The sequence below is a fragment of the Bordetella flabilis genome (assembly GCF_001676725.1).
GTDB classification, from domain to species: domain Bacteria; phylum Pseudomonadota; class Gammaproteobacteria; order Burkholderiales; family Burkholderiaceae_B; genus Bordetella_C; species Bordetella_C flabilis.
Map to the genome: position 1 here is coordinate 2805034 of NZ_CP016172.1, position 22837 is coordinate 2827870.

A 22837-nucleotide genomic window follows, 5' to 3' on the forward strand; every position below is an offset into this window, starting at 1 on the left:
GTGCTTTTGGATGGGCATGGATCGGTGGCGCCTCAGGCGTGCGCCGGCGCGTGCCCGGCGATATCCTTCAGGGGCGGAAGATCTCCATAGCGCTCGCTCAACTGGACGTAGATGCGCTCGATATCCTGCGCCCCGCCGTCCGTGGGAGGCGGCGTCCCCGCCAGCGCGGCGAACATCTGGTGCTTGACGAAATGGCGCCAACTGACCGGGATGGCGGCCATGATGCGCGTCATGGCGTCATAGCGCGCCGGGGTCCAGACGGCTTCGAAGCGCGACCGTCCCGGGCCGTAATCGAAATGCGCCAGCGGCCCGCGGTCCGCGACGCGCCGTTCGCGGGTCGCGGCCTCGTCCACGGTCAGGTCCTCGCGCACGACCACGCCGTAGGCGTCCCGGGCGCGCCCCGGCGATACGAAGCCGCAGCGGACGTCCTCCACGACCTTTTCCACCGGACGGTCATAAGGGTGGCCGTAACCGCCGCCCGCCGGACCCTGCAGCCGGATGACGTCGCCCGGCGCGCAGTTCACCAAATCGCTGTTGCGCAGTTCCTCCGGCGCGGCGGAATCCGGGTTCCTGGTAAAGCGCGAGTTGGCGCCCGCCTTGCCGCCTACCACGCCCCAGGCCGCCAGTTCGGAGCGGTTGCGGTTGCGGGCGGTGACCACCCCGTTGGGCGCGAGCACCTTGAACTCCATGGTCGCGGCATTTCCGCCGCGCAGCCGGCCCGCGCCGCCGGTATCGGGAACCAGGCCGTAGCGGATCACCTCGATGGGCACTTCGGCTTCATTGATTTCCACGGGCGTGTTCTTCAGGAAGGCGTTGTTGGCTCCGCAGCCCTCGACACCGTCGAAGTCGGGTCCACCGCCCGCGCCGCCGCCGCACGGTCCGATCGACGACAACACTTGCCGGCCTTCGCGGGTGGCCGTCTTGACGTTCAACAAAGTCGATCCGCCCGCCGGGCATGCGGGCAGGCGGTCAGGCAGGGCGCGGCTGAAAACGCCGAAGGTGCACGCCTGGATCACGGCGGCCATCAGGCTGCGCATGCCGACGGCGGCAGGCGCGTGCGGATTGACGACCGAGCCTTCCGGCAGCATGGCGCGCATGGGCCGCACCGAGCCGGTGTTCAGCACATTGCGCGGCGCCAGCGTGTGCATGACATAGATCAGGCCGACCGTGATGACCGAATGGTGCCCGTCGCCGCCGGTGGGCACATTCAGCGACGAGGCGACCTGCGGATCGCTGCCGGTGAAGTCCAATTCCAGCTCGTCGCCCTGCACGCGCAGCGTGATGTGGATGCGGCAGGGATAGCCGCCCACCGTATCCTCGTCGGCGTACTCCGAGAACTCGTACTCGCCGTCGGGGATCTCGCGGATCAGGGCACGCGTCTGCTGTTCGGCGTAGTCGAGAATGGCCTCGGCGCCCTGCATGAATTCTTCCACGCCGAAACGGTCGATGATCTCGTGCACCTTGCGCTCGCCGACATTCAGCGAGGCGATCTGCGCGTTCAGGTCGCCCTGGTTCTGCTCCGGCATGCGCACGTTGACCTGCATGATGCGCAATAGCTTCTCGTCGATCACGCCGTCGCGCATCAGCAGCATGGGCGGGATGCGCAGCCCCTCCTGGTGCACCTCCGTGAGCGTGCGCGACAGCGATGCCGGCACGGCTCCGCCCATGTCGGTATTGTGGATGTGGCTGCCGACGAAGCACACCAGCGTGCCGTCGCGGAAGACCGGCTTCCACACATGCATGTCGGGCGTATGCGTGGCGACGAAGCCGCTATAGGGATCGTTGGTCAGGTAGATATCGCCTTCGCGGTAATCGTCGAACATGGCGATGACGCGGCCATAGTCCAGGCCGGTGTACCAGGTCGCGCCGAAGGTCTTGGGCGAGGCGAAGGTCTTGCCGGCCGGCGTCATCAGCTGGGCGGAGAAGTCCTCCGTTTCCTTGACGAAGGTGGAGTAGGCCGTGCGCATCAGCGTGTAGCCCATGGCCTCGGCGGCGGCGGTGCAGTGGTTGGCGAGCACCTGCAGGCGGAAATGGTCCACGGCAGAGGTCACGACGCGGCTCCTTCGGAAGTGATGCGCAGGTTGGCGTATTCGTCGACATGGCAGATGTAGTCGCCGGGGATCACGGTGGTGCAGTCGTCCTGGCTGACGATGGCCGGCCCGCTGAACCGGTGGCCCGCGCGCAGGGCGGCGCGGCTGTACAGGTTCACGTCGCGCAGGCCGCCGTCCAGCCAGACGCGCACCGCGCGTTCGGGTGCGGGCGTGCCGGAACGCGGCTCGTGGCGCGGAAAGCGGGGTTTGTCGTTGTTGCCCGAGATCACCACGCGCAGGCTGACGATCTGCACCGGCGCGCGTTCGTCGGCATGGCCGTACAGGCGGCGATGCATGTCGTGGAACGCCAGGCCGACCGCCCGGACGTCGCCCGCGTCTACGTGGGCGGGATCCAGTACGGTATCGATTTCATAGGACTGGCCGCGATAGCGCATTTCCGCCGAATACACGAATTCCGCTCCGTCGATATGGCCCTGCTCGTGCGTCAGCCACTGTTCCGCACGCTTCCGCAACGCGGCGAACTCGTCGCGTACCGTCTGCAGGTTGGCGGGCGCCAGGTCGGTGTACACGGTCTTGAGGAAATCGCTCTTCAAGTCGGCGATGAGGCCGCCCAGCGCGCTGAGTGTGCCGGGCGAGGGCGGAACGACGATTTCCTTCACCTTGAGCTCGCGCGCCAGGAAGCAGCCCAGCATGGGGCCCGCGCCGCCGAAGGCCAGCACGGCGTATTCGCGCGGGTCGATGCCGTAGCGCGATACCAGGCCGCTGACTTCCGTGTACATGCCGGATACGGCGATCTGGATGATGGCCTCGGCGGTCTCTTCGATGCCGCGGCCCAATTGCCGGGCCAGTTCACCGACCACCTTGCGCGATGCGGCGGCGTCCACTGCCACGGCCTGGTATCCCAGGTCGGAGTGGCCCACCAGGCCGCAGCAGACGAAGGCGTCGGTGATCGTGGCGCGCGTCCCGCCACGGCTGTAGCAGGCCGGCCCGGGCCGCGAGCCCGCGCTTTCCGGTCCGACCTTGAGTACGCCCAGCGGGTCCACCCAGGCGATGGAGCCGCCCCCTTCGCCGACCGACGACACCGACACGGAAGGGATGTAGATCTGGAAGTCGCCGATCAGTTCGCCCACGCCGTATTGCGGCTTGCCGTCGATGATGACGGCGATGTCGGCGCTGGTGCCGCCTATGTCCAGGCTGAGGCAGCGCGGAATGCCGGCGGTGGCGGCGACGTGGCTGGCGCCGATGACCCCCGCCGCGGTGCCGGACAGGATCATCTGCACGCAGTCGCGCTTGCCCTGTTCGGCGGTCATGACGCCGCCGTTGGACTTGGTCAGCCGCGGCTCGGGCCGCACCCCGGCGTCCTTCAGCGCCTTTTGCAGTGAACCCAGGTAGTGTTCGACGCGGGGTTGCACATAACCGCCGATGACCGCGGTGATGGTGCGTTCGTATTCGCGGATGATGGGCCAGGTTTCGCTGGAGCAGGAGACGGGCATGCCGGGCGCCAGCGTCTCGATGATTTCCTTTGCGCGCAATTCATGGGCAGGATTGCGGTAGGCGTGCAGCAGCGAGATGACGATGCCTTCGGCGCCGGCCGCGCGCGCCTGCTCGACGGCACGCTGGACGCTGGCCTCGTCCAGGGGCTTGCGCACCGTGCCATCCGGCGCCATGCGCTCCGCAATGCCGAACACCATGCTGCGCTTGACGAGCGGCTCCGGACGGCGCGAAAGCAGGTGATACATGTCCGGGGTCTTCAGGCGCGCGAGTTCCAGCACGTCGCAGAAGTTCTCGGTGGCGAAGAGGGCCAGCTTCAGGCCCTTGCGCTGGATGACGGTGTTGATGCCCACCGTCGTGCCGTGGGTGAAATAGCTGATCTGTTCCGGCCGGATGCCGTAGCGTTCAGCCAGCATGCGGACGCCGGCGATGACTTCCTCGCCGGGCGCATCCGGGCGCGAGAAAACCTTCAGGCTTTTGATGTCGCCGGTGTCGTCGTCGAAGACCGCGAAATCCGTGAATGAGCCGCCGATGTCGACCCCGACCCTGTACGCCATGGTGCCCCCGATGCTGTCCTGCGGTGTTGGCGATCTGCTTGCGCACCACGTTGAAGCCGGCTACAATGTTCACTAGATGAACAAATAGTTCACGTGGTGGTCAAATGAATGATAATAGGTCGGTACAGCGGTGTCTAGCGGTCCTGCGGGGTTTTCGTGGGGGCCCCGGGCAATCCCTAACCGGCCTGGCGAAGTCCGTGGGACTCTCGCACTCCACCGTGCTGCGCTTCCTGACCACGCTGGAAAGCGAAGGCTATGTGCGCAAGGAAGGGACGCTCTGGTCCCTGACTCCCCAGTTGCTGGAGATCGGCTTCGCCGCGCTCGCGAATACGGGCGTGAACGAATTCATCCAGGCGTCGCTGCAAACGCTCGCGGACAAATGCGCGGGCACGGTGAATATCGGCGAACGCGGCAGGGAAGAGGTGATCATCATCGCCCGGGCCAGCGCCGAATCCGAACGGCGCAAGATCCTGGTCGTCAACCTGCGTGTCGGCAGCTCGTTGCCGCGGGAAAGCGCCTTGTATTCGGCGCTCGACCTGCCCGAGGACCAATGGTCCATCGCCCGGTATCCGGACCGCAAGGTCACGACTGTGGGGATTCCCTTGTTCACGGGCCCGGTACGCAGCCTGTCGCTCGGGCTATCGGTGAACGACGACGACTACGGGACGGCGCGGCTGGAGGGCGAACTGCTGCCCTTGCTGCGCGCGGAGCGGGACCAGATACGTCGCCTGATGCGCCTGGGCGAAGTGTAGGGAGCGGGCCCCGTCGCACCGCCTTGCTCACGCCGCGCCTCGTCGTGGCTCCATATCAATAGGGATGAAAGCACGCCACGGATCGCCCATTGGCGCCGCCCGCTTCGAGCGGCGGAACGCGCGCGGAACAATCCGCCTGGGCCGACGGACAGCGGGGATGGAAGGTGCAGCCCACGGGCAGCTTGGTCGCCGAGGGAATCTCGCCGGTGATCCTGGCCAGGGCAATACGGGCACGCGGGTCCGGCACCGGCGAGGAGTCGCGCAGCACCCGGGAATACGGATGGCACGGCGCATCCAGTACCTGGCGGGTAGGGCCGTGTTCGATGATGCGGCCCAGGTACATCACGCAGACCGTGTCGCAGAAGTGGCGGACCACTCCCAGATCGTGCGAAACGAACACGAAGGACAGGCCCCGTTCGCGCTTGAGCCGGTCCAGCAGTTGCAGGATCTGCGCCTGTACCGAGACATCCAGCGCGGACACCGGTTCGTCGGCGACGATCAGTTCGGGGTCCAGGACCAGCGCGCGGGCGATGCCGATGCGCTGGCGCTGTCCGCCGGAGAACTCGTGCGGATAGCGGTCCAGGGCGGACAGCGGCAGGCCGACTTCCTGCAGCGTGCCGGCCACCTTGGCGTCGATGCGCGCGGCGTCGCCCAGGCCGTGCACGCGCAGCGGCTCGGCCAGCGTCTGGCGCACGGTGCGGCGCGGGTTCAGCGACGCGTACGGGTCCTGGAATACGATCTGGATCCGTTGGCGCAGCGCCCGCATTTGCGCCGCGCCGGCGGCATGCAGGTCCTGCCCGTCGAAGCGGATGCTGCCTTCGTCCGGATCGATCAGGCGCAGCAGCAGGCGCGCCACGGTGGATTTGCCACAGCCGGATTCCCCCACCAGCCCCAGGGACTGGCCGGGCGCGACGTCGAACGACACGTCGTTGACGGCCCGCACGATCTGTTTGCGGCCGCCCAGCCAGCCGCCGCCGCTTTCGAATCGCTTGACCAGATTGCGTACTTGCAGAAGCGCGCTCATGCCTGTTCCTCGCTGGGTTCCGTGCGCACCAGGCATCGAACCTGGTGGCCCGCGCCGATGGGCTTCAATGCCGGCGCTTGCGTTTCGCAGCGCGCCTGGCGCAAGGGGCACCGCGACACGTAGGCGCAGCCGGTGTGTACGGCCGTGATGGGCGGGACGCTGCCCGCGATGGGCTCCAGCACGGCGGTATCGGTATCCACGCGCGGCATGGCGCGCAGCAGGGCCTGCGTATAGGGATGGGTGGGCCGCGCGAACAGGGTCTGCACATCGGCGGTCTCGATGATCTGCCCCGCGTACATCACCGCGACACGGTCGGCGATCTGCGCCACCACGCCCAGGTTGTGCGTGATGAAGACCACGCTCATGCCGCGCGCCGTCTTCAGGTCCGCGAGCAGCGTCAGTATCTGCGCCTGGATGGTGACGTCCAGCGCCGTGGTGGGTTCGTCGGCCAGCAGGACCTTGGGCTTGCAGGCCAGGGCCATGGCGATCATGACGCGCTGGCGCATGCCGCCGGAGAACTGGTGCGGGTAATCGCCATAGCGGCTCGCCGCGGCGGGAATCCGGACCTCTTCAAGCGCCTCCAGGGCCAGCTTGCGCGCCTCGCGCCACGGCAGCCCGCGATGCTGCCGTATGGCTTCGGCGATCTGGTCGCCCACCGTCATGGTGGGGTTGAGCGAGGTCATGGGCTCCTGGAAGATCATCGCGATGGCATCGCCGCGCAATCGGGCCATGTGCTTTTCCGGCAGCGTGGCCAGGTCGACGCCTTCCAGCAGGACCTGCCCGCCGCCATGGCGCGCGCCGGCCTGCGGCAGCAGGCGCAGCACGGAAAGCGCCATGACGCTCTTGCCGCTGCCTGACTCGCCGACGACGGCCAGCGTTTCGTTGCGCGAGACCGAAAGCGATACGTCGCGCACGGCGGCGTGCCAGGCGCCGCCGATGCGGAATTCGGTACGCAGCCCGCGCAGTTCCAGCACGGGGGCCTCCGGGCGCAGGCGGGCGTCCATCGGCGCGTGCGTGTTCACGGCCGTTTCCTTGGCAGGTTCGAGCAGGTTCATCCGCGCTCCGATCTCAGCTTGGGATCTATGGCATCGCGCAGGGCGTCGCCCAGCAGGTTCAACGCCAGGACGGTCAGCAGGATGGCGATGCTGGGAAACACCGTGAGCCACCACGCATCGAGGATATTCTCGAAGCCTTCGCGTATCATCCCGCCCCAGGTCGCCGCCGGCGGCGGCACGCCCAGGCCGATGAAGCTCAGCGAGGCCTCGGTACGGATGGCCGAGGCCATCCAGAGGGAGCCCAGCACCACCACGTCGGAGATCATGTTGGGCAGGATGTGCACCCCCATCAGCCGCAGCGGCCCATAGCCCAGCGCCCGCCCGGCCTCCACGAAGTCGCGCTGCTTCAGGGCGATGGTGGGCGCGCGCGCCACCCGGACGAAGGGCGCGATCTCGGTGATGGCGATGGCGATGATCAGGTTCTCCAGGCTGGCGCCCAGCATGGCCGCGACCATCAGGCCCAGCAGCAGCGTGGGAAAGGACAGCAGCACGTCGACCAGTCCCATGATGAACTGGTCCACCATCCCGCCCACATAGCCGGCCAGGATGCCCAGCGAGGCGCCGATGCACATGGCGATCAGGATGGCTACGAAGCCGACCAGCAGCGAGACGCGGGCGCCGTAGATCAGGCGCGACAGCACGTCGCGGCCGTAGCTGTCCGTGCCCAGCCAGAACTGCGCCGATGGCGGATCCAGCCGATACGCGATGTTCTGCAGCAGCGGGTCGTGGGGCGCGATCCACGGGGCCAGCACGGCGACCAGCGCGATGAACAGCAGCAGGCCCAGGCCGACCCAGGACAGCCGGTTCCGGCTCAGGGCCTGCCACAAGGCGTTGGGCGCGGCGGCGGCGGGGGCAATGACGGCGCTCATTTGTATTTCACCCGGGGATCGACCAGCCCGTAGACGAGGTCGGTGAGAAGATTGACGACGATCACGCACGCCGCGAACACCACCATCAGGCCTTGCAGCAAGGTGTAGTCGCGCGCGTTCAGCGCGCCCAGGATCAGCTTGCCCAGGCCCGGACGGTTGAAGACGATTTCGGTCAGCACCGAGTTGCCGATCAGCGTGCCGAAGTACAGGCCCACCACCGTCACGATCGGGATCAAGGCGTTGCGCAGGCCATGTCGCACCACCAGCCGCAAGGGCCGCACGCCCTTGGCGCGGGCGGTGCGTACATAGTCCTCGCCCATCACGCCCAGCATGGATGAGCGCGTGACCCGCATCACGTAGGCCGTCATGATTAGGCCCAGGTTGAACGCCGGCAGGGCCAGGCCGCGCAGCTGGGCGGTCCAGTCCCCGGACGTGGTGCTGCCGATCACCGGAAACCAGCGCAGCTCGATGGCGAAGACCAGCAGCATCAGGATGGCGGACACGAAGGCGGGAAAGGACAGTCCCGTCAGCGACAACACGCGGCCCAGGTAGTCCGGCCAGCTGTTGCGGCGCAGGGCCGCCCACATGCCCAGCGGCAGCCCGAACAGGACGCCGATACAGATGGAGGCGGCTGTCAGTTGCAGCGTCCAGGGCAGCACCAGCGCGACTTCCTGCAGCACCGTGCGGCCGCTGGCCATCGACACGCCCAGGTTGCCGGTCAGCATGTCGCCAAGGAAGTGCAGGTACTGCACGTGCACGGGCAGGTCCAGGCCCAGCCGGGCCCGCAGCGCCGCCAGGGCCGGTGCGCTGGCCTGGTCCCCCAGCATGACGGCGGCCGGGTCGCCGGGCACCAGGCGCACGAGGACGAACACGGCCGTCAGCATGGCCAGCAAGGTCGGGATGGCCAGCAGCAGGCGCTTGATGGCGTAGCGCGTCATGGCGTGGACTCCTGCGCAATGGACATCAGGCGGCGGGCGTCCAGGTTCCGGATGGCCCGCGCGGTGGCGCCGCGAAGGACAAGATCGGCCAGGGCCGCGCCCACCACCGGCACCAATTGGAATCCATGGCCGGAGAAGCCGAAGGCATGGAATACGCCCGGCGCGTTGGGCGAGGGCCCGACCACCGGCAACAGGTCCTCCGTCTTGGCTTCCAGTCCGGACCACACCCGCACGATGCGGACATCGCGCACGGCCGGGAAAAGATCGGTGGCCGCGCGCGCGCCTTTGGCGAGCACGCCCATGCGTGCGGTAGAGGTCTCCCGGTCCAGGTCGGGAATGCCTTGCAGCCCGCCGCCGATGACCAGAGTGCCCTGGTCGGACTGCTTGAAGGACAGCGAGCGTCCCATGATGGACACCACCGGCTTGATGAAGGGGCGCAGCCGCTCGCTGACCATCATCATGGACGATTTGGTGGCCAGCGGGATGTCGTCGCCCACCATCGCCGCGATGCGGGCCGCCCAGGCGCCGGCGGCGTTGACCACCGCCCGCGCCGTCCAGCTGCGGCCCTCGCCGACGACCTGCCATGCCTGCGCCCGGCGCTCGATGGCGACGACGCCGCATTGCTCCACCAGTTCCGCGCCGGCATCCAGGATGCTGCGCCGGAAGGCGCGCAGGGCGCGGTGCGGGTCGGCCGCACCGTCGCGCCGTGCAATCGAGGCGCCGACGCAGTGCGGGCTCAGTTCCGGCAGGACTCGGCGCAGTTCCTCCGGACCGATCAGTTCCTCGTGCACATAGCCGTCGGCGCGCAGGCTCTCGACGCGGGCCTGCAATCTTGCCAGCGCGGCCGGCGTTTCGGCCACGCACACCTGGCCATGGGCATGGAAGCCGCAGTCGTCGCCGACCAATGTCGCGATGTCGTGCCACATCGCCATGGATTCCAGCGACAGGTCCAGTTCGCCGCGGTCCCGGTTCAGCGTGCGCACGCCCGCCGCCGTGGCGCCGGACGCATGGCGGCCGACCCAGTGTTTTTCCACCACCACTACGCGGGCGCCCGCCCGCGCCAGATGCAGCGCGGCCGACAGGCCATGCAGGCCGCCGCCGATGACGACGGCGTCGTAGGTGCGCGCATTCATTTGCTGTCGCCCCCGATATCCAGGCTGGCCAATTCGCCCAGCGTCAGGGGCTTGAGCGGCGGCCGGATGCGATAGAAGCCGACTTCCGCCACGGACCTGTGTTGCTGGGCGGCCAGGATATGCGCGATGGTATAGCCGCATTGGCGGCCCTGGCACGGCCCCATGCCCGCACGCGTAAAGGATTTGATCTGGTTGGGGCCGGGCTGGCCCAGCGCCGCCGCCTTGCGGATGTCGCCGGCGGTGAGCTCCTCGCAGCGGCATACGATGGTGTCGTCGTCCGGCGTACGGAGATCGGCGCGCGGGGGATAGAGGGCGTCCAGCATGGGCCGCAGCCGCAGGCTGGCCGCCAGCGCACGGCGCAGCGGCGCGGCCTGCGCCGCCGCGCCGGCCGCCTCCATGGCGCCGGCGCGCACCGCCATGCCCACCGCGGCCAGTTCGCCGCGCGCGCAGGCCGCCTGCACGCCGCCGATGCCGGCGCCGTCGCCGGCGACATACAGGCCGGGCTGGCTGGTCTGGCCCCAGGCGTCCAGCTGCGGCGCCCAGCACGCCTGCGCCGCGTTCCAGGCGTGCGCGCATTCGAGCGCGCGCGTCATATGGGTGGAGGGCACCACGCCTTCGTGCACCAGGAGCACGTCGGCCTCGACGCGCCGTGCGGCCCCGTCCGCGAGCGTGTATTCGATGTGCCGCAGGCGGCCGTCGCCCAGGGCGCGAAAGCCTTTGACGCCGCGCAGGCGCGGCACGCCGGCGGCCCGTATGGCCCGCATCCAGCCCAGGCCCTTGCGCAGCTCGCCGCTGCTGGCCACGGCCTGGCGCAGGTAGGGCAGCGCACGGCGCCAGCCGCCGCGTGGCGACGTGTCCAGCCAGCCGGCGATGCGCCCGCCCGCGCGCAGCAACTGCGCCATGTACAGCAGCACGAGTGGACCGCTGCCGGCGATCCAGACCGGGGCGGCGGGCACCTCGCGCGAAGTCTTCAACAGGATCTGCGCGGCGCCCACCGTCAATACGCCCGGTAGCGTCCAGCCCGGAAAGGGCGCCGGACGTTCCTGCGCGCCCGTGGCCAGCAGCACCTGGCCCGCGCGAACCACGCCGGCCTGGCCGGCGCGGCTCATGTAGACATCCCAGCCGGGCTCGATTTGCCAGACTTGCGTATCGGGCTCGTACACCGCGCCGCATCCCCGAAAGGCCGCCGCCAGCGGTGCGCCGGCGCGGTATTCGTCGCCCAGCAGCGCGCCGGCCGGCGTGGCGGCGACGGTCTCCACCGCGCGCCACACCTGCCCGCCCGGGCTGTCCTGTTCGTCCACAACCAGTACGCTCATGCCGCTGGCGCGCAGGCGGATGGCCGCGCTCATGCCGGCCGGGCCGGCGCCCACGATGACCGCATCGAACTCCCGCATCATGGCAGTACGCTCCGTTTGCCGAACTGGCGCTGCACCTGCATGCCGTCGCGCACCACGGCCAGGCAGGTCTGCGTGGAGGCAACCCCGTCGACAATGGCCAGGCAGTCGAAGCACACGCCCATCATGCAATAGGGCGCGCGCGGGCTTTCGTTGACGGGAGTCGTACGGGTCGCGGCGGTGTCCTGCCGCAGCAGGACGCCGGCCACTGTTTCGCCGGCCTCGGCCGGCACAGCGACGCCGTCTATGAAGACCGTCAGCGCCTGCGCGCCGGCGTCCGGATCATGCAGCTTGCGAAACATCGAAGCGCTCATGGTGAAAGGCATCCAGGGAGGAAGGGAGTGCGCCGTCGGCCAGGGCGCGGGCCAGGGGCCCGGCATGGAAGGACGCCAGCGTGACGCCGGAATGGCAAAGCGCGGTCCACGCGCCGGAATACAGGGCCGATCCCGCGTACACGGGACAGCCATCGGGAGTCATGACGCGCAGGCAGGACCACTGCCTGATCAATCGTGCGCCGGCCAGGTCGGGCAGCACGCGCAGCGCGCCGCGACACATGCGCGCGGCGGCCTCGGTGGTGGTGCGCACGTCGTAGCCGACGTTTTCCTGCGTCAGGCCGATCATGACCGTGCCTTCGCCGGTCTGCCGGATGCCGCTGGCCGGCACCGGAAGCAGCGGCGCCATGCGCTCGGTCACCATGACCTGGCCGCGCTGGGGGCGCAGCGGCACATCGAGCCCGACCATCGCGCCCAGCAACCGCGAACCCAGCCCCGCGGCCACCACCACATTGGCGGCCTCGAAGGCGGTCGCGCCCGAACGAACACGGAAACCGCCGCCGGCGAGCGGGTCGATGCCGTCCACCGGATGGCGGCTCAACAGCGTGCCGCCGCGCGACAGGCAGGTCTTCTGCAGCGCGGCCAGCAGCCGCAAGGGATTGACATGGCCGTCCAGCGCGCCAAAGCTGGCGCCGGTCACCGCGGCGCCCAGCCGCAACATGGGATAGCGGCGTTGCAAGGTATCGCGGTCCAGCATTTCGACGCAGGATGGGAGCTCCGGTGTGCGCGACTGCCATTGCCGCATGCGGGCCGCGCGTTCATCCCACTGCGCCTGGCCCAGGCAGAAATGCAGTCCGCCGCGGTTCTCGTAGTGCAGGGCGATCCCGCTTTCCGCCTCCAGCTCGCGCGCGAAGGCGGGCCACAGGCGCGCGGCCTGATGCGACAGCCGCTGGTAGTCGGTGTTGCCGTAGCCCTTGCCTTGCACCCATACCAGGCCGAAATTCGCCTTGGCCGCGCGATGGTCGGTATCGGCGCCGTCGAGCAACAGGACGCGCCGTCCCAGGCCGGCCAGGCCCATTCCAATGGCCGCGCCCACCATGCCGGCGCCGACCACCACCACGTCATAGCCGGCCTTCATGGGTGCGCTCCAGCGCGGCAGCGCCGTGGGCGGGCGGCATGCCGGCCCACCGCACTGTCGGCGGGCATTAAGCTATAACCCTGAAGCAAAGCAACTCGAATACATTTCTCCAAGGTTATGGGAAGCGCACCATGCAACAGATGCTGAATCTCCGGCAGGTCGAAGCCTTCAAGGCGGTCATCGAGCACGGCACCGTCAGCCAGGCGGCGGCGGTGCTGGGTGTCTCGCAACCCGCCGTCAGCAAACTGCTGGCGCACCTGGAGGCGGATACAGGACTCGGCCTGTTCGACCGCGTGCGTGGCAAGCTCGCGCCCACGCCGCACGGCATGCGGCTTTACCAGGAGATCGACCGCATCTTCGCCGGGCTGCGCCAGGTGGAGCAGGCGGTGGAGTCCATTCGACGCGACGAACAACGGACCCTGATAGTCGGGGTGCTGCCCGCCTTGTCGGGGTCCTTCATCCGTCGGGTGACCATGAACTTCCTGCGCAGCCATCCCGATGTGCGCATCTCGATCCGGAGCAGAGGTTCGCAGTTCCTGGCCGACTGGCTGGCGACCCGGCAGATCGACGTCGCGCTGGTGGGCAGCCGCGTGGACAATCCCTACATCGACCGCGAGCCGCTGTTCGAGTATCCGCTGGTGTGCGCTTTGCCGGTCAACCATGCGCTGACGCGCAAGCGGGTGCTGCGGCCGCGCGACTTGTCCGGCGAACCTTTCGTGGCCTTCGGCGCCACCAGTCAGACGCAGCAACTGGTGCGATCGGCCTTCGATCGGGCCGGCGCGGTGCTGAACATCGTGCTCGATACCGATACGGCGCCGACGGCCTGCGAATTCGTGGCGTCGGGGCTGGGCGTGTCGTTGATTCATCCGCTTTTTGCCGATGGGTTGCAGAATCGCCTTGTACTGCGGCGCTTCGATCCGAATATGTATTTCCATTTCCAGCTCTGCCGCGTCCAGGCCTCGCGCAATGCCGGGGTGGTGGAAACCTTCGTGCAGGAAGCCCGCGCCGTCGCGGCGCAGGTTTCCCGCGAATTGCTCAAGGGGCAATGATCACCGTGCCACGGTGGTCGCCTCGGTGACGGGGGGCTGCAGGTTCAAGGCGCCCTTCAAGGCATAGCCGTAGTTCACGCCCTCGCCGCGCGCCCAGACCTGCTTCAGGCCGAAGAGGGGAAGGGCGCATACGTCCTGATGGATCTTCGCCTGGGCATCCTTCCACAGGGCCAGTTGCTTCTTCGGATCCGGCTCGGTGCGCGCCGCGCGGATATCCGCGTCGGCCACCGAGCAATGCGAGAAATTCGACATGGCCGCCGGCGCGCCGATCGCCGAGGCCGAATCGTAGAACTCGGTCAGGTACACATCGGCGTTGGGAAAGCGGGCCGCGCCGTAGAAGACCAGCGCGCTCTGGTCCTGGCGGCTCTTGGCCTGGTAGGTGGCGTGGTCCACCACTTCCATGTTCAGCTTGATGCCGGCCTTGGCCAGTTGTGCCTGGATGATCTCCATGATGGGCTGCTGGGCCGAGATATTGGACACCACCGACTTGATCTCGATGCCGTTGGGGAAGCCGGCCTCGGCCAGGAGCTTCTTCGCCCTGGCGGTATCGTGCACGTAAGCGCCGGCCGCGCAGTCTTCGCCCAGATAGCCATTGGGTACGACGGAACAGCCTTTTTCCGCGACGTCCTTGCCGGCGTAGCGCACGATCTCGTCCACGTCGATCGCCGCGGCGATGGCCTGGCGCACCTTGACGTTGTCCAGCGGCTTGATGGTGCGGTTGATGTGCAGCGTGCGGAATTCGGCTGGATCGAAAATGTCGATCTTCATTCCACGCTTGATCGAGCGTTCGACCCAGCGCTGCTCGCGCTTGCCTTGCATGACATCGATTTCACCGGAGCTGAAAGCCAGCTCGCGGGCGCTGTCCGAGGGAATCATGCGGTAGGTGATGCCGGCCAGTCTGGGCTTGCCGCGGAAATACGCATCGTTGGCCACCAGCTTCACGTACTGCTGCGTGACGTGTTCGCCGAAGGCGAAGGGGCCCGTGCCGATAGGCGCCGCGCCGAATTTGTCGCCCAGCTTTTCGGCGGCCTTTTTGCTGACGATGTTGCCGCCGTGGTAGTTCGACACGCGGCCCAGGAAGGCGGCATCCGGATACTTCAGCGTGATGCGCACCGTGTAGTCGTCCAGGGCTTCGACCTTGTCCAGGATGGCGAAGCTGTTCGCGAAGCTGGAACGCTGCGGATCGGCGGCGCGCTGGATGGAATAGGCGACGTCTTCGGCCTTCAGTTCGCCATAGCCGCCGTGGAACTGCACGCCCTTGCGCAGGTGGAAGGTCCACACCTTGCTATCCGGCGAGGATTCCCACCGGGTGGCCAGGTCCGGTTCGAGCGCCTTGGGGTCCGCGCTGCCGGGCGGGAACTGCACCAGGCCGTCGAACATGCTCGAGACCACGCCTTTGTCCACGGTCGACGTGGCGCGGTGCGGATCGAGCGTGGCGTTGTCGGCGGCGCCGGAGCTGATACGCAGTTCGGGCCGGTCGGCGGCGTGCGCTGGCGCATGGGGCAGGGCGGCGCCTACACAGAACAGCGCGGCGGCGAGGACGGAAAGTGCAGGACGTGTCATGGTTCCCCTTGCGAGCCGCACGGACCGGCGCGGCGATGTCGGATAGTGTCGAGGCATCGCGGCACGCCGTTCCACGTGCGTTGGCATGTTCCGCAATGCATCTGACGGCAAGGTAGACGCCAAGCGCCATAGCGTCAAAGTCGTTCGATGACTGACTCCATTCCGCAGGGTTATAGGCCGCCCTTGCGGACCGCTCGCCTCCGGGCGTGCCGCGACGCACATAATGGTTAGTACCGATATTGCGCCGTTACAAAATTCTTGCAGATTCGCGGCGCTGCCAGCCCTTTGCGCAGCGCGCGACGTGGGGACCCGTCAATGAAAAGGGGCCGCAAAGGCGGCCCCGGTTTGCAGCGCGATACGGCCTAGAAGTGATAGGCGAAGCGCGCGCTGGCGGTCTGGCTCAGGAAGGAACTGCCGATATCCGCCGTATAGCTGGCCTTGATCTCGAAGCCGTTGTACCGGTAGAACTGCAGGCCCAGGTCTACCTTGCCAAGCAGCTCCGGCGCCTTGATGTAGTCGGTAAAGGTGCCATCCGCGGACGACGCGCCGACCACGCTGGAGTGGATGCTGCGGTCGCCGTCCGGCCGCCAGCTTGCGCCGAAGCCAGCATAGGCGCGCAGCGTGGTCTTGGCATCGATTTGGCGGCGTATGCCGAATTCCAGCATGGGCGTCACCATCACGTTGGTCTGGTCGCTGCCGCGCACATTCAATGCATACGGCGCCGCGCCGGATTCCTTGAACCCCGGCATGTGCGTATGAACCACGTCGATGTCGTTGTAGGGCTTCATGTACCAGCCATCGAAGCTCGCCTCATAGGCGGCGCGAAAGCGCGCGCCAACCAGGAACATATTCGGGCTGCTGGACAAGGTGGTATCCACGCCGGGCAACTGGACGCGCCGGTTATTGTTGAAGGAGCCGGTGGCCATTGCCACCGAGCCGGCGAAGTGCCACGGACCATCCACGCGCTTGAGCGTCAGCGAGCCGTCGTAGGTGTCGCCATCGCCCGTGGAGCCGCCGTCCATCCTGGCCCAGGTCTGCCCCGCGGCCACCGATCCGCCCAGGTACCAGCCCGGCGCGATCTGGCGCTGGCCGCCCAGGCGATAGGTGGTGCCGGACACGTGGTAGCCCTGCGTCTCGCCGGTGCCCGACTGGTCGCTCCAACGGCCGCTGAACTGGCCCCAGAAGCAGCTGTCTTCACCCAACTGCACGCTGTCGCCCACGAATACCGGGCAGCTCATCGACGATCCCAGTATCGCGCCGGCCTCGTTGGCCAGGGCCATGGATTGCGCCTGCGTGGCCTTGCTGGAAAGCGCGTTCAACGACGACTTGTATTCGCCGCCGTCGTTGATGCGCGACAGCGCCGCGAACAGGGGCGCCAGCGCGGGATCGGCATTGTTCCAGCCGCGGCTGTAGTAGTTGGCCAGCGACGCCTGGCTGTCGCCCAGCGGCACGCCGGCCGGCTTGAAGTCGGCGTTCGGGTTCAGCGAAATCGTGTTGCCCGAGCGCCGCGCCTCCCAGTCGTACAGCAGCGAGTCCTGCGCGGTGGCCGTCGTGTCCAGGTTGTCGGCCGTGAGCACGGGCAGTTCTCCGGGCAACAGCGTGATGGCCGAAGGCACGATGGTGCCGTCCACCGAGGCGTAGCCGTTCACGCGCAGCAGGCTGGCGCGCTTGTTCAATGAATCGATGGTGGTGGTGAGCCGTCCGCTGCCGGTCTGTATGAACGTGCCGGTCAGTTGGCTCGTCATGCCAGGATCGAGCATGACCATGTCGGCCCAGTTGTCGATACTGGCCTGGATGACGGGGCCCGCGTTGTATGTGCCCGATTGATTGTTGAATTCGCCGTAGTTCAGGTACAGCGATCCCGTAATGGTGCCGCCGTAGTTCGCCAATGCGATCAGCCCGCTATTGGTTTCGCGGACGGCCACGGCGTTGATGTTGTTGCTGTCGGCCGACAGGCTGCCGCCGCTATAGACGTTCACCCAGGCGGCGTTGCTGGTGTTGTCCACCACCAGGCCGGCCGCGCCCGAACCCGTGCCGCCCGACACGGGCGCGGAGATCTGCACGTCGGGATTGCCGCCGTTCGCCCCGCTATAGCCGATCGACTGCACGAACATGCCGATGCCGTTTGGACCGCTGGCGGTGATCGGGCCATTCGTGCTTACCGTCACGTTGCCGCCCGCGCCGCAGGACTTGCCGCAGGATTCGTTCTGCAAAGGCGTGCCGGCGTAGATCGTATTGCCATTCATGATGAGGCCGCCGGCGCCGCCCACGCTTTGCGCGAACAGGCCGATGGAGCCGGCGCCGGTCACGTTGATCGAGCCCCAGTTCGCGACGTTGACGTTGCCGCCGTTGCCGCTGCCCGGATGCGGCTGCTCCGCGAAGGACGAGTTGGCGCCGGTCACCAGGACGGGCAGGGTGGTCGAGGCGCCGGCGACGCGGATCACGCCGCCGCCGTTGCCCACCGATTGCGCGAACAGGCCGATCGATGCAGTGCCCATGCTGGTAATGGACGTGGAGCTCGTGGTCGTCACGCTGACGTTGCCGCCGTCGCCGCCGCCCCAGCCGCCGATTTTCACGGTCGGCGACTGCACCGTCTGCGCGGCATTGATGACGCCGCCGCCGCCGCCCACGCTCTGCGCCAGGATGCCGAAGGAGTTGGCGCCGGCGGTCTGTATCGTCAACGGGGTGTTGTTCTGGCTGAAGGTGACGTCGCCGCCGGTGCCGCTGGTGGCGGAGCCGCCGCCGGCGGTCAGCTTCAGCGTACCTTGCGCCGAGGCCAGCGGGCCGGACATCTGCACGAAGGCCGACGATCCGGCGCCGGCGATGCCGCCGCCGCCGCCCACGGACTGCAGCACGATGCCGTCGGCCAGATAGCCGGCAGTGGATATGACCGGGTTGCCGCCGTTGAAGTCGAACGACACGTCGCCGCCGTTGCCGGCGACGCCACCGTTGCCTGCGCCGGCCATGCCGACGGAAATGACGCCGGCCGCATGGTCCGACCCATCCGCGCCCATGCCGCCGCCGCCCCCCACGCTCTGCACGACGATGGCGCTGGCCCCGAACCCTTGCGTATACACCGAGGCCGCGTTTTGCAGCGACAGGCTGGCGGTGTTGCCGTCGCCGCCGGAGCCGCCCTGGCCACCCAATGCGTAGTCGAGGTTGATGCCGACCTCCGCGATGGAGCCCGTGCCGCTGGCCGCGCCCGTGCCGCCCTTGCCGCCGCCGCCGCCGATGGACTGCACGACGATGCCGTTGGCCCAGTCGCCCGCGGTGCTGATCGTCGAGTTGAGGGTCGCCGTCGCGGTGCTGCCGGCCCCACCGGAGCCGCCCGTGCCGCCGAAGGACAGGGTGAAGGTAGGATCCATCTGCGGCAGCTGGCCATTGTCCAGGTAAGCGTTGATATCGCTCTGGAATTCGCGGGCGTTCAGGGCCTGGACGATGGGTGAGTCGCCGCTGCCGTCGCCCGTGGCGCCGCCACCGACGCCACCGCCGCCGCCCACGGACTGGACCAGCACGCCGGTCGCGTCCGAGCCATAGGTGGTAATGGGCGCCGCAATGGATACGGTGACCGGCTGTGCCGAGCCGCCGCTGCCGCCGGTGGTGCCCAGGTTGATCGTGGCGCCCAGCTTGAATTTTTCGGACGGCTTGCTATCCGGGTCGTCGTTCGGCGCCTGGAAGCTTTGCGCCACGCCGTAGGAGCCGCCTTGCGAGATGCCGCCGCCGCCGCCCACCGATTGCGCGATCACGCCCATGGCGCCCGAGCCGTAGGTGGTAATGCCGTTGCCGGAATACACATTCACCGTGACAGTGCCGCCGTTGCCGCCGCCCCCGCCGGTGGAACCCGCATTGATCGCGAACGAGGTGCTGCTGCCGGTGCCGAAACCCTGGGTGTTGCCGCTGCCGATGCCCGCGTCACCGCCGCCACCGCCCACGGATTGCGCCTTGATGCCGGCCGCGAAGTCGCCGTAGGTGACGATGGCGGTGCGTGCGGCATTGGAATCCGGCGTGAATGCACCCGTATCCGAGACGGTGCCGCCGATCGCGACGTTCACGGTTCCACCGTTGCCGGCGTCCGCGCCCGAACCGCCCATGGTGAATTCCATCGTGCCGCCGGGACCTTTGCCCTTGCTGGGCAGGGTGTTCGGATAGCCGATGACCGCCGCGGTGGAACTGGAGTCGCCGCCGGCGCCGCCTCCGCCGCCGATGCTCTGCACCAGCACGGCGGTCGAGCCATTGCCACGGGTCTCGATATATCCGCCATTGGACAGCGAAAACTGCGCCGTACCGCCGTAGCCGCCGGTGCCGCCCGAGCCGCCCATCGTCACGGCCGCCGCAAGGGCGACCTGATCGCCCCCGGCGTTGATCGGCGTTGAGACCGCGATGGCTTCCGCGACCGCGGAGCCGCCCAATCCACCGCCGCCGCCGATGCTCTGCACCGCGACGCCGTAGCTGTCCACGGGCAGCGCATTGCATGGCATCGCGCCGGGATTCGACGCGGAACAGCCGCCGGGCGTGGCCGGCATCGTGTTGAGCAGCCTGGGATCCTGGCCGGTGAGGATGGAGCCGCCGGTCATGGTGGCGGTCGCCAGGCCGCCGTTGTTGCCGTTGCCGGCCGAACCGCCCAGGCCCACAGAGGCCGATACGCCCGCGCCTATGGAATAGGAAGCGGCGTTGCCGCCCGTCCCGCCGCCTCCGCCCACCGATTGGGCGATCAGCCCGGGCGCCTTGGTGCCGGCGGTAGAGATGGTGGTGTTGTTGAGCGTCACCTCGACTTGTCCGCCGGCCCCGCCGCCCTTGCCCTTGCCGCCCAGGGTAACGGCCGCGAAAGGCGCCGCGGCGCTGGCGTTGCCGCCATTGCCGCCGCCGCCGCCGATCGATTGCATGACCATGCCGGTGGCGCCATCACCCGTGGTGGTGATGGTGCTCGAATTCACGTTGGCCGTCACCGTGTTGCCGTTGGCCGCGGCGGCGCCGCTGCCGCCGATGCTGACGGCCACGCCGGACGCGCCGCCGCCGTCCCCACCGCCGCCCCCGATCGACTGGCCCAGGACGCCGATCGCCGAGGTGCCGCTGGTGACGATGCTGCTGTTGTTCGAGTTGTAGGTGACCACGCCGCCGCCCGACCCGTTGCCGCCGCCGCCACCCACATTGGAAATAACGCCCGAGGCCGAGCCGCCGGCGCCGCCGTCGCCGCCCACGGATTGCAGCAGGATGCCGTGCGCATTGCTACCGGCCGTGACGATCGAGCCGTTGTGCGTGACGGTGACCGAGTTGGCGGCCCCGCCGGGAGCGCCCGAGCCGCCGCCGCTGTGAAACGATGCCCACGACGAGCCGCCTGTGCCGCCCGATCCGGCCAGCGACTGGGCCAGAATCCCGCGCGCGTAATCGCCGTTGGTCGTGATGGCGGATCCATTGGTGACGGTCACCGTGCCCGTGATGCCTCCCAGGCCGGCGTAGTCAGTGCCGCTGGTGAGGTGGCCGTTTTCATATCCGCCGTTGCCGCCCGTCGCGCTGACGCTTTGCGCCAGGATGCCCATGGAGTCGGCGGCCTGCGTCGTAATGGTGCCGCCGGTGGTGGTGACGGTCACGTTGCCCGAATTGCCGCCGTCTTCGCCGCTGCCGCCATCGGCCTGCGCGGCGTTGGCGCTGCCTCCGTTGCCGCCGATACCGCCTTCAGACTGCGCGACGATACCCGGCGAGTTGTTGCCCTGGGTACTGATATTCGTATACGCCAGCGAGACATTGACGTCGCCGCCGTTGCCGCCCACGCCGCCGTTGCCGCCTTCCGCCTTGCCGACAAGGGCGGTATCCGCGCCGTTGCCGTTCCCCGCCGCGCCGCCCATGCTCGCGGCATAGACCCCGGGCGAGGTGGGTCCCGTGGTCGACAGGGTGATGGAGTTGGTCGCCGAGGAGCCGGCCAGCGTCACGTAGAGCGGCGCCAGGATCGACCCCCCCGAGCCGCCGACGCCACCATGGGAAGTGGAAGCGCCTTTGTCGTGGCTCCATCCACCGATCGCACCGGCGCCGCCCTGCATCAATGCCGCGACCGCGGCCGCATTGCTGCCGCCGGAGGTCGTTATCGAGATCGGCGTGTTCTGCGCGGCGATGCTGATTGCCGCGGCCGAGCGCACATTGCCGCCGTTTCCGCCGTTCTCACTCGGGTCGTTGGAGCCGTCGTTCTCGTTGACGCCGCCCACGCCACCCGCGCCGCCTTGGGCCAGGGCCACGACCGCCGGCAGGCCGCCATTGACGATCACGCTGGCATCGGTGATGGAAATCGCCGCCGAATACACCGGCGCGCCGGCGTTGCCTATGGGATAGTTGCCGCCCACGACGTCGCCGCCGTTGTTGCCGCTGGCGTTGTTGTCGTTGCGGCCATAGCCGCCACTGCCGCCCACGCTGGCCGCCAGCACGCCCGCGCTAGGTTGCGACGACGCGTTCGATGGGCCCGACCCGGACACCGACAGGTTCACGTTCGCGCCCGCGGCGAGTTGCACGCCCGCCAGACCCGAGGTGCCCCCCGCGCCGCCGCTACCGTTGTCGTTATTGCTGCCGGCGCCGCCTTGCGACAGCGCCAATACCCCCCACATGCCGTTGTTGCTGCTGCCCGCGTTCGCCCAGGTCCAGTCCACCGCCACGGATCCGGAGCTGCTGACGGCGGCCGTGCCGCCGTTGCCGCCGTTGCCCTGGCCGCTGTTGTTCGCGTTGCCGCCGTACGACATCGCCTGCAGGCCGGCGAATCCGGCCTGGCCGGAAAGCGTTGCACTGATCGCGCCGCTGTTGGTGATGACCGCGCCGGCCGATGATCCACCCGAGGTATTGGCATTGCCGCCGCCGCCCTGGTCGGCCAGCCAGATGCCGGAGCCGCCCACCGTCTGCACGCCGGGCAATGCGATCGTGATGTTGCCCGTGTTGTTGATGGTGTACATCTGGGTGGTGGACCCGCCGCCATCGCCATAGCCGGCCATTTGCTGGCCCCAGATGCCGAACACGTAGTCGTAGATCGGGCTTGGGCCGGCCGACTGGTAGATGGTCGCGGAATTGTTGAGCTGTATGCCTTGTGCGTTGCCGCCGGGGCTGCCGCTGTTGAAGTCCTGGCCATAGGCAGAGACTTGTATCGCGGCGCTCGTTGTCGAGGGAGCCGTGTACGAAATGCTGCCCGACACGGTCACCGGCATGAACGCGGATGACGAGCCCTGGCTTGGACCCTGGGACATCTGGATGGAGGAGCCGAAACTGCCGCTCGCGCTGCAGGAATACTGGCTGCCGTTCAGGCTGCAGCTCTGCGCCATGGCCGCAGGCGGAAGCGCGATGCCCGCGGCAGTGCCAAGCAGCCCGGCAATCAGCGTGGGCCGGAGCATGGGCACGCCGGTCGCACGCTTGCCTTGCCCGGCATGCTGCCCCTGGCGGCGCGTTCGCCGCTCCGTGGTTCGCTCGAGGGCCGGCACGCACTTCCGGGTATGCAACGCAGCATTCATGGCGAGTCCACCGAGCCTTGCCGGCTCCCGGAGACCGCCCGTATCAGGGGTGGCTACAGAGGGAGCGGGCGAT

14 protein-coding genes are annotated in these 22837 nt (G+C 68.4%); 2 read left to right on the top strand and 12 right to left on the bottom strand.

Going from position 1 to position 22837, the window contains the following annotated elements; genetic code table 11:
• Nucleotides 1-32 precede the first annotated feature (32 nt).
• Nucleotides 33-2051 carry a hydantoinase B/oxoprolinase family protein gene (locus BAU07_RS12235; protein WP_232338294.1) on the bottom strand — a complete coding sequence of 673 codons (2019 nt, stop codon included), beginning with the start codon at nt 2049-2051 and terminating at the stop codon, nt 33-35.
• Nucleotides 2048-4099, bottom strand: coding sequence for a hydantoinase/oxoprolinase family protein (locus BAU07_RS12240; RefSeq protein WP_066657957.1), 2052 nt, complete (start codon nt 4097-4099; stop codon nt 2048-2050). The genes BAU07_RS12235 and BAU07_RS12240 overlap by 4 nt, the downstream gene beginning before the upstream one ends.
• A 104-nt stretch (nt 4100-4203) precedes the next feature.
• On the opposite strand from BAU07_RS12240, the gene BAU07_RS12245 reads away from it, so the two are divergent.
• Nucleotides 4204-4851, top strand: coding sequence for a helix-turn-helix domain-containing protein (locus BAU07_RS12245; protein ID WP_066657964.1), 648 nt, complete (start codon nt 4204-4206; stop codon nt 4849-4851).
• 55 nt (nt 4852-4906) lie between these two features.
• Here BAU07_RS12245 and BAU07_RS12250 read toward each other — a convergent pair whose 3' ends face one another.
• The 8 genes from BAU07_RS12250 to BAU07_RS12285 are packed head-to-tail and all read right to left on the bottom strand — an operon-like array spanning nt 4907 to nt 12674.
• The gene (locus BAU07_RS12250) at nt 4907-5875 is read right to left on the bottom strand and encodes an ABC transporter ATP-binding protein (protein WP_066657966.1); all 969 of its coding nucleotides are present in this window, start codon (nt 5873-5875) and stop codon (nt 4907-4909) included.
• The gene (locus BAU07_RS12255; RefSeq protein ID WP_066665358.1) at nt 5872-6879 is read right to left on the bottom strand and encodes an ABC transporter ATP-binding protein; all 1008 of its coding nucleotides are present in this window, start codon (nt 6877-6879) and stop codon (nt 5872-5874) included. The genes BAU07_RS12250 and BAU07_RS12255 overlap by 4 nt, the downstream gene beginning before the upstream one ends.
• A gap of 47 nt (nt 6880-6926) precedes the next feature.
• Nucleotides 6927-7799 (bottom strand): ABC transporter permease, encoded by an 873-nt coding sequence (locus tag BAU07_RS12260; RefSeq protein ID WP_066657967.1) that lies wholly within the window; start codon nt 7797-7799, stop codon nt 6927-6929.
• Nucleotides 7796-8737, bottom strand: a complete 942-nt coding sequence (locus tag BAU07_RS12265) for an ABC transporter permease (RefSeq protein WP_066657968.1) — start codon at nt 8735-8737, stop codon at nt 7796-7798. The genes BAU07_RS12260 and BAU07_RS12265 overlap by 4 nt, the downstream gene beginning before the upstream one ends.
• Entirely contained in the window at nt 8734-9870 is a 1137-nt protein-coding gene (locus BAU07_RS12270) for an NAD(P)/FAD-dependent oxidoreductase (protein WP_066657969.1), read from the bottom strand. The genes BAU07_RS12265 and BAU07_RS12270 overlap by 4 nt, the downstream gene beginning before the upstream one ends.
• On the bottom strand, nt 9867-11267 hold the full coding sequence (locus BAU07_RS12275) for an NAD(P)/FAD-dependent oxidoreductase (RefSeq protein ID WP_066657970.1): 1401 nt from the start codon (nt 11265-11267) through the stop codon (nt 9867-9869). The genes BAU07_RS12270 and BAU07_RS12275 overlap by 4 nt, the downstream gene beginning before the upstream one ends.
• Nucleotides 11264-11566 carry a (2Fe-2S)-binding protein gene (locus BAU07_RS12280; RefSeq protein ID WP_066657972.1) on the bottom strand — a complete coding sequence of 101 codons (303 nt, stop codon included), beginning with the start codon at nt 11564-11566 and terminating at the stop codon, nt 11264-11266. The genes BAU07_RS12275 and BAU07_RS12280 overlap by 4 nt, the downstream gene beginning before the upstream one ends.
• Nucleotides 11547-12674: an NAD(P)/FAD-dependent oxidoreductase gene (locus BAU07_RS12285; RefSeq protein ID WP_066657981.1), complete on the bottom strand. Its 1128-nt coding sequence runs from the start codon at nt 12672-12674 to the stop codon at nt 11547-11549. The genes BAU07_RS12280 and BAU07_RS12285 overlap by 20 nt, the downstream gene beginning before the upstream one ends.
• A gap of 131 nt (nt 12675-12805) precedes the next feature.
• Between BAU07_RS12285 and BAU07_RS12290 the strand changes: the two genes are divergently transcribed.
• Nucleotides 12806-13723: a LysR substrate-binding domain-containing protein gene (locus tag BAU07_RS12290; RefSeq protein WP_066657984.1), complete on the top strand. Its 918-nt coding sequence runs from the start codon at nt 12806-12808 to the stop codon at nt 13721-13723.
• Here BAU07_RS12290 and BAU07_RS12295 read toward each other — a convergent pair whose 3' ends face one another.
• Together BAU07_RS12295 and BAU07_RS12300 are read right to left on the bottom strand one after the other, a co-directional pair.
• Entirely contained in the window at nt 13724-15286 is a 1563-nt protein-coding gene (locus BAU07_RS12295) for an ABC transporter substrate-binding protein (RefSeq protein WP_084025649.1), read from the bottom strand.
• A gap of 362 nt (nt 15287-15648) precedes the next feature.
• Nucleotides 15649-22764, bottom strand: a complete 7116-nt coding sequence (locus tag BAU07_RS12300; RefSeq protein WP_066657993.1) for an autotransporter outer membrane beta-barrel domain-containing protein — start codon at nt 22762-22764, stop codon at nt 15649-15651.
• Nucleotides 22765-22837 lie beyond the last annotated feature (73 nt).